The sequence below is a fragment of the Acinetobacter sp. YH12063 genome, from assembly GCF_013419715.1.
In the GTDB taxonomy this organism is placed as follows: domain Bacteria; phylum Pseudomonadota; class Gammaproteobacteria; order Pseudomonadales; family Moraxellaceae; genus Acinetobacter; species Acinetobacter amyesii.
The window spans coordinates 18,266-30,323 of record NZ_VOZO01000014.1 but is presented as its reverse complement, the minus strand read 5'-3'; the positions used below and the strand labels follow the sequence as shown (position 1 = coordinate 30,323).

General features: G+C 39.8%; 9 protein-coding genes. 4 read left to right on the top strand and 5 right to left on the bottom strand.

Annotation, left to right across the window (positions count from 1 at the left end; genetic code table 11):
- Positions 1 to 8: 8 nt before the first annotated feature.
- Positions 9 to 890: a LysR family transcriptional regulator gene (locus tag FTU12_RS14015; RefSeq protein WP_218955958.1), complete on the top strand. Its 882-nt coding sequence runs from the start codon at positions 9 to 11 to the stop codon at positions 888 to 890.
- A gap of 121 nt (positions 891 to 1,011) precedes the next feature.
- The gene (locus FTU12_RS14010) at positions 1,012 to 1,170 is read left to right on the top strand and encodes a hypothetical protein (protein ID WP_168379604.1); all 159 of its coding nucleotides are present in this window, start codon (positions 1,012 to 1,014) and stop codon (positions 1,168 to 1,170) included.
- A gap of 249 nt (positions 1,171 to 1,419) precedes the next feature.
- On the opposite strand, the gene FTU12_RS14005 is transcribed toward FTU12_RS14010, so the two are convergent.
- On the bottom strand, positions 1,420 to 2,217 hold the full coding sequence (locus tag FTU12_RS14005; RefSeq protein WP_180114638.1) for a hypothetical protein: 798 nt from the start codon (positions 2,215 to 2,217) through the stop codon (positions 1,420 to 1,422).
- 197 nt (positions 2,218 to 2,414) lie between these two features.
- Between FTU12_RS14005 and FTU12_RS14000 the strand changes: the two genes are divergently transcribed.
- Together FTU12_RS14000 and FTU12_RS13995 are read left to right on the top strand one after the other, a co-directional pair.
- On the top strand, positions 2,415 to 3,839 hold the full coding sequence (locus FTU12_RS14000; RefSeq protein ID WP_180114708.1) for a PLP-dependent aminotransferase family protein: 1,425 nt from the start codon (positions 2,415 to 2,417) through the stop codon (positions 3,837 to 3,839).
- 120 nt (positions 3,840 to 3,959) lie between these two features.
- Entirely contained in the window at positions 3,960 to 5,396 is a 1,437-nt protein-coding gene (locus tag FTU12_RS13995; RefSeq protein ID WP_168379606.1) for an amidase, read from the top strand.
- Between the two features lie 107 nt (positions 5,397 to 5,503).
- On the opposite strand, the gene FTU12_RS13990 is transcribed toward FTU12_RS13995, so the two are convergent.
- The 4 genes from FTU12_RS13990 to FTU12_RS13975 all read right to left on the bottom strand — a co-directional run bounded on the left by FTU12_RS13990 (position 5,504) and on the right by FTU12_RS13975 (position 11,923).
- Positions 5,504 to 7,561, bottom strand: a complete 2,058-nt coding sequence (locus FTU12_RS13990; protein ID WP_257227323.1) for a TonB-dependent receptor domain-containing protein — start codon at positions 7,559 to 7,561, stop codon at positions 5,504 to 5,506.
- Positions 7,562 to 8,002: 441 nt separating this feature from the next.
- Entirely contained in the window at positions 8,003 to 9,316 is a 1,314-nt protein-coding gene (locus tag FTU12_RS13985; RefSeq protein WP_180114634.1) for a DcaP family trimeric outer membrane transporter, read from the bottom strand.
- Between the two features lie 127 nt (positions 9,317 to 9,443).
- Positions 9,444 to 10,817, bottom strand: a complete 1,374-nt coding sequence (locus FTU12_RS13980; RefSeq protein WP_180011805.1) for an MFS transporter — start codon at positions 10,815 to 10,817, stop codon at positions 9,444 to 9,446.
- Positions 10,818 to 11,008: 191 nt separating this feature from the next.
- The gene (locus tag FTU12_RS13975) at positions 11,009 to 11,923 is read right to left on the bottom strand and encodes a LysR family transcriptional regulator (protein ID WP_180022865.1); all 915 of its coding nucleotides are present in this window, start codon (positions 11,921 to 11,923) and stop codon (positions 11,009 to 11,011) included.
- Positions 11,924 to 12,058: the final 135 nt, after the last annotated feature.

Below are 12,058 nucleotides of genomic sequence, written 5' to 3'. Positions count from 1 at the left end.
CAATAACAATGAAAGTAGATTGGGATCATTTACAGTATTTTTTGGTTTTGGCTCGTGCGAAAACCCTAACCAATACCGCACGAATTATTGGTGTGGAGCACAGTACGGTTTCTAGACGTATACATGCACTAGAACTGGCTTTAGGCACACCATTATTTAAACGTGAAGCCACAGGTTATGAGCTCACTTTAGAAGGTTTGGCACTGGTTCCTCGGGTTGAACAAATGGAACAGGCTTTTTTACAAATCGAAAAACCCAACCAACCTATGCAAGGTCGTGTGCGAATTGGCACACCCGAAGGATTTGGAACGGCATTTTTGACACAGCTCTTGGCAGAATTGTCCAAAAAATACCCCTTGCTGACTATCGACCTTATTCCTGTGCCGAAAATGATCAAGCTTTCACATCGTGAAGCAGATATTGTTATTTCCATCGATCGACCAAAATCTGGGCCTTATATCATTACTCGACTGGCAGACTATTGTTTAAAGATTTATGGCAGTAAAGAATACTTAAAAAACACGCAACCCATTCATACATTAGAAGATTTAAAATCACATACCTTTGTGAATTATATAGATGATTTGGTCTATAGCCCTGAACTGTATTGTTTAGAACGTTTACCTATTCAGCTCAATGCAAACTTTAGAAGTAGTAGTATTTTGGCACAACAAATTGCCGTGAGTGCGGGTGCAGGATTGGCAATATTGCCCAAGTTTTTGGCCGAGGAAAAACCCGAATTAGAACAAGTCTTGGCGCAAGATGTTCGTTTTGTACATACCTTTTGGATGCTGACCTTAGTCGATTTACAACACGAGCCGCGTATTAAACTGGTCTGGGACTTTTTGAGAAAAAGAACCGACCAATATCATAGATTATTAATGGATTAAGTCAGGATGGCTTCTTCTAAAATATAACTGTTATAGAAATTTAGATGAATGTTGTATCTATGCTTTCAGGCGATATACCCCAATAATCACCTATAACCACTAGGGATTTAGAGTACATCTTATGAGCAATCAAGAGCCTAAAAAACCGCAAAAATATGCAGACAGTGAAATTTCAGATAAGGCTTTTAAACGTGCCATTATTTGGTTCTCGATCTATGTGCTTTTATTCTGTATTGGTGTAGCGTTTGTTGTTGGTGCAGATAATTCCTATCTACCTTAAACGATAATCTATTCACTTATGGCAACTCGCTATTGCATGTACATCTTACATTTCATGTTTGCTAGTGATCAGATCATATTGAATTGATCATTAGGCCAAATAAATTGGTTTAAATTTGAATTTTAAAAAAGCTTGTAAGTCTACATTTACAAGCTTTTTTGCATTTTTAAAGTGATCAAATTACAGCTATAAAATTACAGCTATAAAATTACTTTCCCCTCTGAATCGCTTATGCAGGACTCTGTTTTTTTAAACTTGGTGCTGTAGATGCGTTTGAATATATTCACCGTATACCGACATTTTTTCAAAGATGTGTTCTGAATAAAACATGTCTTCTACCAAGACTTGCGCACGGTCAAACTCATATAAACCTAATCGTTGTAAAATTTGCGCATTAATAAACGAAAATTTTTGGCATAAATCGATATATTGCTGATCTTTGTCTTTAAATAGCAGCTTTAACATATTGATTTTACTTAAATCAAAGTCGATCGATTCAACTTTATCCGCCAATACATGGATTTCAACATCTAAAAATTCAGCGAGCTGTTTTAATTTCTCTAGGTTTATATGTAGATGTGTAATACAAATGATTTTGGAAACTTTCGGATTACATAAGCTATTGATCAAACTAAAATAGAAGTATTCTGCTGGCGATAGTTGTTCATTATGTAGCTCAATGTAGACATTGAGTCCCGATAAAACATCATCAACTTTAAATGCGCTAAGTTTAGTCTCCGCTTGATAATAACGATTTAATATCGCAACATTTTCAGGGCTTTGCGGTGTAGCGTAGATCACCTTCTGATTCAAATTCGCTAGGATAAATGGTGCAAATAAAAAAGCCGCATTTTCAGCCTTGGCGTGCATATGCTCCTGACAAATACTGACATAGCCCACTTGCTGTACTTGTCGCAAAATTCGACTGCGTAAAAGCACCGCTTCTAAATTTGTATGCTGTTGTTGCAACAGATGCAGTGTTGAATCCGTCAATGGAACATCCACCAGTAAATGTTGTAACAGATCTAATTCACTGGCTTTAAACATACTCAACTCCCTAACTTCCATACCATTTGACGCCACAAGTGTTGTGGTCAATGCACCTTATAAAAAATTCAAGCTTAAAACTAGATACAGTGAATTTGAAAAAACTTATAACAGTACAGACTCATCTGTTATAAAAATATAATGTAAAGTTTCGTTTACTGATATATTTATAACAGAACTTTGTCTTGTTGATGACTATGTATAAATCGGAACAGCTCGCACAGCACCTACGTCAACTGATTGAAAATGGCACTTTAAAAGCGCACGAAAAGCTCCCGTCTTTACGTGAACAAGTGCAGTTGTCCGGTTTTAGTTTAATCACGGTCATGAATGCCTATCAGGAGTTGGAATCGCGTGGCTTAATCTATGCACGTGAAAAATCAGGCTACTATGTAGCGCAAGGCTTAGTCGAAATAGAGGCTGAACAAACTCAAATCGTGTCTTTAAACACCCCCATTGAAATTAACTCTCTGGTCTTTAAGTATTTAAAATCAATACAAGATGAAAAAATCGTTCCATTGGGATCAGCTTTTCCAGCTCAAGACATTGTTTTTTCTAAAAAGTTAACCCAAATCATGGGGCAAATTTCCCGAAATCCCAAAAGTTACGATGCCATTGATAATCTTCCACCCGGTAATTTAGCCCTTCGTAAGTTGATTGCACAGCGTTATTGCATGCAAGGCATAGCCACTGATCCAGAGGATATTGTGATTACCTCAGGCTGTATGGATGCACTGAATCTTTCCTTACAGGCCATAGCCTCACCGGGTGACTATATCGTGTTACAGCAAAATATTTTCTATGGCGCCTTGCAAGCTGCAGAGCGCTTAGGCCTTAAAGTGGTGACCTTACCGGAACATCCACAAGACGGTTTTGATTTAACCGCGTTTGAACATATTTTAAAAACTTATCCCGTCAAGATCTGTTGGCTGATGCTAAATTCACATAATCCTGTGGGCTTCACAGTGAGTGATGAAATCAAGCAAAAAATTGCCGTGTTATTACACCAATATCATGTGCATTTAATTGAGGACGATGTGTATGAGGAAATGCATTATGCGTCCAAGAAGCCCGTTTCAATGAAATATTTTGACCAAAATAATATGGTCTTACATTGCTCTTCTTTTTCTAAAACGTTGGGCGCTGCATTTCGGGTGGGTTGGGTGCATGCAGGTAAATACTCTCAAGCGATTCAACACTTACAACTCATGAGTACTATTTCCGTCAATACCTTATTGCAAAATGCCTTGGTGGAATTTATTTCAAATTATCATTATGAAAAACATTTACGGGTCTTAAGAAAAAGTCTACAGCAACATAAATTACAGTTTTACCGTTATTTAGAAAGCCGCCTACCGACTGGATGCAAATTACAATATCATCCAAGTGGTTATTTTCTTTGGTTAAAATTACCGGAGAATGTTGAAAGTATGGCAGTCTATGAAGCCTTAATTCAACAGCAGATCGGTGTTGCTCCAGGCCGTTTATTTAACGTATCAGAAGCCAAAACTCAATATATCCGTTTAAATTGTTCCTTTGCATGGAAGGATGAGATTCAACAGGCTTTAGATGCCCTCCTTAGTACAATCTCTGCACTTTCCTCAGATCAGATGAATATTTGACAATTTTTATTGTCATTATTATGCTCAAAGCAATACAGTTCAAATACATATATTTGTTGTTGAGATAACAATGAATTCATTCAATATTTACCAAAATTCAAAAAACAAATAGGTTAGTTCATGGAAGATCAAAAACACAGTCAACGCATACATGCCTTTAGTTCGGATGTACTCACAGATCTGGATGCTGTGGGGATTGCACAGCTCATCAAATCTAAAGAAGCCTCCGTGCAAGAAATAACACAAGCGGCCATTGCACGTGCGGAACAAGTGAACCCGCATCTAAATGCCATTGAACTGGACTGTTTTCAGCGTGCTTTAGAGCAAAATCAATATGTTGAACATGGTCTTTTTGCGGGTGTCCCTTTTTTCTTTAAAGATAATCTAGATTATCAAGGATTGCCCTCACGCCATGGTTCAAAGGCCATCGGTTCAAAACCAGCCGATCGTAATCCTCAAATTAGCCAACAAATCTTAGATCAAGGGTTTGTCGTATTAGGAAAATCCAAGCTCCCTGAATTTGGTCTAAATGCCAGCACCGAATATAAAGATGGATCAGCCACCTATAACCCTTGGCATTTAAGTTATTCCTGCGGTGCATCTTCAGGGGGTTCCGCAGCTCTCGTGGCAGCCGGTGTAGTGCCGATTGCCCATGCCAATGATGGCGGTGGTTCGATTCGTATCCCTGCTGCATGCTGCGGTTTGATTGGATTAAAGCCTAGCCGTGGCCGTACTTATGACAGTGAAGCAGCAGGCTCTCTTCCGATTAATATCATCAGTGAAGGTGTCCTAACCCGTAGCATACGAGATACTGCTCATTTCTATGCAGGAATGGAATCAAGTTATTACAATAAAAAGCTGCCACGCATAGGCATGATTCATGGGCCTTCTAAACGTCGATTACGCATCGGTTTAGTCCCGCAATCGATTACAGGGCAAATAGATAGCGAAACAACTGCAACCTTAATGCATAGTGCAGCACTCTTAGAAAAATTAGGCCATCATGTTGAAGAACTTCAATTACCTTTTTCCTTAAGCTTTGTTGAAGATTTTAGTGAATATTGGGGGATGTTATCCTTTTTACTGAGTACCTTTGGCAAGAAAATCTTTGGCGCTGACTTTAATCCCAAAGAGTTAGATCACTTAACCGTTGGTTTATCGAAGTTGTATAAAAAGAACTTTTATAAAACCCCGCTGTTTCTGTATCGATTAAAGAAAATGCAGCAACAATATCGTGAAATCTTTAAGCATTATGACGTTTTGCTATCGCCTGTACTTGCACATACCACACCGAAAATCGGCTATTTATCACCTCAATTACCGTTTGACCAGTTATTTGAACGTATACAGAACTATGTGACTTTTACCCCCATCCAAAATGTTGTTGGTGCGCCAGGTATGTCGATTCCTATGGGAGAAACCCAAAACGACGGACTACCGATCAGTATGCAAATATCAGCCGATGTCGGTGATGAAAAAACCTTGATCGAACTGGCGTATGAAATTGAAGAAGCTCAGCCATGGCGACGTATTCAGGATATGCCTCGAACTGCTTAACAGCCCAATCAAAGGTTTAAAAAAGGGAGCTGATTGGCTCCCTTTTTTATTTTCAAATCCGCAGCATAAGGCTTTGCAAGGGATCACTGTATTTGAATACAAGATACTTAATTAAAATGATACGTTAGTCCTGCATATACCGCCCGACCTTCACCCGGTGTTAAACGAGCAGGATCTTTGCCGGCATCGTTATAGCCCGGTGTCACGGTAGATGCATATTTTTTATTGGCCATATTTCTGAAATCCAACCAAGCCAAATACTGTTTTTGTGGTTGCATATAGCCGAACGATGCTCCCCAAATTTGCCAATCTTTTGCGTAGAAACTATTGGCATAGTCGGTTGCGACCTTTGCGGCATAAAGTGTATTCACCGCAGCATAAAAGCCTAAAGGATGTTCGTATTTCAGTTCAGCCTGATAGATGTGTTTTGGTATACCTGCCAGCTCATTTTTTCCAAATACCGCATCATTTTTATAGTGAAAATCATTCAAGGTATAGGCTTGTTTTAGTTGAACCTGTCCATATGTATCATTTTGCCAAAGTGAACTGTTTAAACCGACTTCAATCCCTTGATGGACAGTGTCTGAAGCATTCGATTCGTAAATTATCGGATTAGGCTCTGGTTGGATTTCAACAGCCAACAGTTCATTTTTAACCTGTGAATAGTAATATGCAATATTCCACTCACCCAGTGCATGTTGACCACGCCCACCTAGTTCAAGAGTATTCGCTGTCTGACTATTCAAATGAATCGGAGCATTTTGGCGTCCCGTCGCTGCGCCACTTTCATCGGGGAACTTTTGATCCGAACCCCAAATTAAAGCCCAAGGATGTGGTGCTTCTAAGCTTCGACTGACATTGGCAAAGAGCTGTGTTTCAGGTTGGATTTGATATCGAAAACCTAGCGATGGCAGGACATTCCATTCACGAATATTTTCTTTATGACTTTGCACAGGCCATGTCACTTCACTTTCACGATGGGTGTACGCCAATGCAACTCGACTATCGAGCCAAAACTGTGGGTGTAGTGCCAAGGCATTGGCATAATGTAAAACATAGTCACCACCTTGGTAGGTATAATGCCGCGTTTCTGTACCCGCAGCATAGGCGCCTTGCGCTACACGCAAGCGTTCAACGACCTGACCATCTGGCAAATGCGTGGTACTACGAAAACCTAAAGTATTTTGGCTTTCATGCCCCCATAGCGTTCGGTCAAATTGGTAGTTAAATAAGGTAATGATATCGTCATAGTCAACATCGGTACTATACAAACCTTCTTGCAAATCCATCGGATAATGATGATAGGCCAGACCCAACTGTAAACGATCGCCCGAGTCCAAAGTCATATTGGTTTTATTCGCCAACCAAAGACTTCCCGGCTGCGGACGATTATTATTCAGCGAGATATTTTGGGCTACTGCTTGTTTTGGATTTTGTTCAATCTGTTGTTGGGTTAGACGTCCCGGCGTTTGGTGTTCAGTCTCTCGGTAACGCAGATAAAAACGTGTATCTAGGTTTGGATTTATTTGATATCCCACATTGGCCGATATACCTTTACTCTGGCTTGAAGCATGATCTTGAAAACCATCATCATCACTTTGCGTTAATGAAACATAATAGTCTAAGTCACCGATTTGTTGTCCTGAGCTGATTTCACTTTTCTGATAACCGTGGCTACCCATTTCATGATGCACTGACAGTTTTGCTGCATTTTTTCCAGTTGGGCTATCATAGTTAATTAGACCACCCAAGCTTAATGCACCACGTGTTAAACCATTAGCCCCCCGTAAAACCTCTATATGGTCTACCCACAGCGGCTCAAGCAGTTCATAAGGTGTTCCACCCGGCCCTGTAAATGGCAAATCATCTAAGGTCACATACAACCCTGAAGCATGCGCCCCCGGTGCACGATTGATCCCGGAGCCACGTATCGACAGTTTCACCCCTTCATTTCCAGAAGATGCTGCGTATATCCCCGGTTGATTTTTAAATAAATCAGCATTTGTTCGCTTGGGTACATCTTGAATGTCTGCTGCAACGATCGCATTGGTTGCACCATTTACTTTAGTCAGTGCTTTTTTTATTTGATCATCCATTGAACTTTGTTCAACGTTAATGGTGATTTCAGGTAATACATTGCTATCTGCAACACTATATTGTGCCATTGCAGTAAGCATCATTAGGCTTAAAAGCTTAAGTGACGTGTTGTTATATTTGGAAAATTGAGGGACATCCATGATTGCGTCTTCTAAGTGAAACGAATTTAACGGCAAGGATTGTAGTGTGTTTTATCATCATGTATGTATCAAAATATTTCAAAATTCATGATTTTTATTAATATTCTTCTTCGTATTTTTATATTCAAATGATTTGTTAAATGAAATAAAACAGATAATTATATTTTTTAGTCAAAAAATAAAAGTTTCTAAATAAGATAAAAGCCCTCAATCGATAAAGATCAAGGGCGTGTATTGATTAAGAGTACGCATTGAAAGATTGTCGGAAAGTCAGATGTCAAAACCTGAACATACTTCCAATCACGCTCTCGTTAAATTGATATTGAAATTTCTAAGGCAATTTAAATTAAACAATTCTCTGTAAGGGCATTAGAAGTTGTACATCGCGACCGCATTGATTCGGTTATCTTCACCCTTAGTACTGCCATTTGGTGCAGCGCCAAAAGCTTCACGTTCACCATAGACATATTCCAGACCTAAACTAATCGGCTTAACAGGGCTGTAAAATACATTTGCCCATGCTTGCCACAAGTTTTTATTGGCCTTGGTTTTATCAACTAATGAGTTGACATAATCTGCATTACCATCTGCTTTCATATAACCATAGCCCAATGTTCCGCGCCATTGTGCTGAAATTTGTTGAGTTAAACCTACTGTAATCGAGTCAAATTCATTGGTGGCGATGATGTCTTTATCCGCATTGGTCACAAAACCTTGGTTCGTCCATGACACAAAACTACTGTCGCCTTTGACATGGTAATAATCCGCTTTGAGCACTGTTTTATCCGTCAAATCTAGTTTTGCGCCCAGACCAAGTCCCCATGCGGTTTCTATATCCGTATCCGTTTTCTTTTCAGCACCCATCGCACGTGCGCTTAACATCAGTGTATCTGTCATTTTATGGTTTAAACGCGCTGTTAATGCAGGCAAACGCATATTTGAGCTGTCATCCTTAGAATCTTCTGCTGCGAGTACAAGATTTGTCTCTGGACTAAATTTGTGACTATAGCGAACTTGCGGTGTACGTTTAACAGCACCACCGACATAGCCCAATGCATCAATGGTTTCAGGCATATAATCAGGTACAGCAAAGTTAGACCATGTTTGCCCCACCAACCAATCACCATAGGTCAAATAGGCATGACGAATCCGCAGTCCATCATTCGCACCCAAAAAGTCGACTTCAATTTTACCGCCTACATCGCCCACTTGAGTCGGCGTTTTAAAGTCTAGTCCTAAACGTGTGGCAGCAAGTGTTGCTTTTAAACGATCTGAACTTTCAGCATTCCCTTCTAGCGGAACACTATTCATTTGGTTATACAGGCGAGATAAGCTGCCGCCTTCTGCCTGATAAGATGCATCTGCACGTACATTGCCATACAAGCTAAATTCAGCGCCCGATTTGGTATTTAAACTCAGGCTTGGTGTTTGAGTCGGTTTTTGATTCTGCGCAGCAACTACAGGTCGTTGTTTTACGTCTTTGATTTCACTCGACAAAGTGTTTTGCTGCTGAACATATTGCTGCATCATGGCTTTTAATGCTTTGACTTCATCACGCAACTGTTCAACTTCAGCCTCACTGACTGCCGCATGTGTCCACATGGGGAACGCGGCTGCACAAGCCAGTATCATCGGTTTCATTTTAAAGGTTTTTTTGACTAAATTTAGCTTTTGAGTTTTCATCCTGACCTCGATTTGGGCAATGCCCTTTCCTTATTTTTTTTTCACAATTTTCCACTAGCCCTCATGCTGTGCATCAGGGCCTAGAAACTTAAAATTTTGGGGTAATGTTAAATCTTTAAATATCGGCTTAATTCGCTGGATTTTTGATAGCTTGCGTATTGAGCTTTGGCGATTGACCTTGAGTAGACGCTTCTACTGACGCTTGTAAATTCACCATAAATATTGCTAATGCAGCGATGACACCGGGAATGGCTATCACCAAGAAGTTCATTTGATGCGGCAAATTCATGGTTAACAGCGCACCAGTAAGTACCGGTCCAACGATTGCACCAATTCGTCCAATGCCCGATGCCCAGCCCATACCTGTAGAACGTACCGTGGTTGGGTAGTATTGTGCGACAAAGGTATAAAGTAAGATTTGTGAACCGATGGTAGCTGCACCTGCAACAGCAATTAAGGTATACAGAACCATTTGCGGACTGTTAAAGCCCAGTAAGATTAAAGCCAATGCGCCACACATGAACATGATGCTCAGAACTTTTTTGATATGGAATCGGTCTGCCAAAGCACCACCACCAATAGCACCTACCATTCCACCAATATTCAGTGCAAAGAGGAAAATCATACTTGCACCAAGCGAATAGCCGGCTTGAATCATCAATTTTGGTAACCAACTTCCAAGTGCATAAACCATCAGTAAGCACATGAAAAATGCAATCCAGAACATAAACGTACTGAAACTACGGCCTTGTTGAAATAATGCTTTTAACGGAGCGTTATCTTCTTCAGAAACTTCATTGAGTACAAATTGAGTATCTGTTGTGAGGACTTGTTCAGGGGCAATTTTTGAGACAATCGTTCGAGTCGTATCTGTTTGATGCTTCGAGGTTAAATACATCAATGACTCAGGGAGGAATTTCCAAATTAAAGGCAGTGCAAGACATGGAATAATCGCAATATAAAACATGATTTTCCAGCCATATACTGGCACTAACCAAGCTCCCAATAATGCTGAAGCCATACCACCAATGGCATAACCACTAAACATTAGTGCAACCAAGGTGCTGCGTATACGTTTTGGCGCGTATTCTGTCATTAATGCCACAACGTTCGGCATAACGCCACCGATGCCTAGACCGGCAAGAAAGCGTAAAATACCAAACTCAACTGGAGTACTTGCAAAAGCGCCGCAGAAGGTAAAACCACTAAAAATACCGACGCAGATCATAATGGTTTTTTTACGACCAATTTTATCGGACAGTGTGCCAAAACACATTGCACCAAACATCATGCCAAATAAAGCCGTACTTGCCAGTAAGCCCGCTTGTACCGCAGATAATGACCATTCTTGCATCAACAACGGTAAGGCAACGCCATAGATCACCAAGTCATAACCGTCAAAAATAATAATCAAAAGACACCAAATCAAAACACCCCAATGAAATGGCGTAAATTTGGCTTCATCAACCAAGGTATTAATATTAATTTTCTGGTTTTGCATAGCCCACCTCCTAATTGTGAAGCTTGTAAAATTCGCTTTTCACAATGAATAAGTCGGTGCTTAATGTCCAAAACCGATTAGGCATGTTTGTATACCTAAAAAGTTGAATACAAATTAATCCCTTCATTCCGCTTTATTTAAATAGATCATTTCATAACTGCAGTTCATCTGAACGTCTATCAACACATTATTTAAAACACAGCACGATCATATGGAATCGCTTCTAAATCATACACTTGATAAACACTATCAAATAAACCACGAATATCTTCGCTTTCATCCATATTACGCACAGCCATAAATACAGGGCTTATCGCGGCTTCATCTAAGATAGGAACAAATGTTAAATGTGTTAATTGCACACTTTGGGCACTCATTGGGGTGATACAAACCCCTTCATTCGCTGCAACAAAGCCCAAGGCCAGTTGTAATTCACGTACTTCACGTACTTTTTTAGGCTCCAGACCATACTCTGAAAATATGCCACGCACTTGGGTCGAAAAATTCGGTTTATTGTGATTTGGGTAAAAAATCAATTGTTGATCGATCAGATCTGCAAGATAGACTCCTTCCTTTTTTTGTGCCAAAGGATGACTAGCGTGTAAGGCAACTACTAAGCGTTCTTCACGCAGTAAAACCCGTTTAATTGCAGGGTCTGAAATACGCAAACGCCCAAAGCCGACATCTATACGACCTTCCTTTAATGCTTTGATTTGTTCAGTGGTCGCCATTTCCTCCATTTCTATTTTTAAATGTGGATGTTGTTGTTTAAATAAGTACAAAATATTCGAGAGTAAACCAAACAATAAAGAGCTCACAAAACCGATTGTCACTGTTCTTTCTGTCAAACCGATTCGTTTCGTCATCGATTTTATTTCTTCTGCATTAGACAAAAGTTTTAAAGCATGATGATAAAAAAATTGGCCTGCTTCCGTAGTCTTAAGCGGACGGCTACCGCGTTCAAATAACTGAATTCCAAGCTCATGTTCCAAATTTTGAATCTGCCGACTCAAAGGTGGTTGAGCTATATATAGTTTTTCTGCCGCTTTGGTAAAACTCTGCTCTTCAACCACCGCGACAAAGTATCTTAAGTGTCTTAGTTCCATGGCTAACGATACCTATTAAGTATAATAAAATGCAAATTTGATCTTCGACGTGAAGATTTTATTCTTTTAAGGTATATCACATAGACAGGATTAAGCAACTTTAATCCCATCCAACAGATCAAAAACATCGTGCAG

Bases quoted from the DNA above. Each gene is read 5' to 3' on its own strand.
- FTU12_RS14015 (WP_218955958.1), top strand. From the start codon at position 9: ATGAAAGTAGATTGGGATCATTTACAGTATTTTTTGGTTTTGGCTCGT.
- FTU12_RS14010 (WP_168379604.1), top strand. From the start codon at position 1,012: ATGAGCAATCAAGAGCCTAAAAAACCGCAAAAATATGCAGACAGTGAA.
- FTU12_RS14005 (WP_180114638.1), bottom strand. From the start codon at position 2,217: ATGTTTAAAGCCAGTGAATTAGATCTGTTACAACATTTACTGGTGGAT.
- FTU12_RS14000 (WP_180114708.1), top strand. From the start codon at position 2,415: ATGTATAAATCGGAACAGCTCGCACAGCACCTACGTCAACTGATTGAA.
- FTU12_RS13995 (WP_168379606.1), top strand. From the start codon at position 3,960: ATGGAAGATCAAAAACACAGTCAACGCATACATGCCTTTAGTTCGGAT.
- FTU12_RS13990 (WP_257227323.1), bottom strand. From the start codon at position 7,561: ATGGCACAATATAGTGTTGCAGATAGCAATGTATTACCTGAAATCACC.
- FTU12_RS13985 (WP_180114634.1), bottom strand. From the start codon at position 9,316: ATGAAAACTCAAAAGCTAAATTTAGTCAAAAAAACCTTTAAAATGAAA.
- FTU12_RS13980 (WP_180011805.1), bottom strand. From the start codon at position 10,817: ATGCAAAACCAGAAAATTAATATTAATACCTTGGTTGATGAAGCCAAA.
- FTU12_RS13975 (WP_180022865.1), bottom strand. From the start codon at position 11,923: ATGGAACTAAGACACTTAAGATACTTTGTCGCGGTGGTTGAAGAGCAG.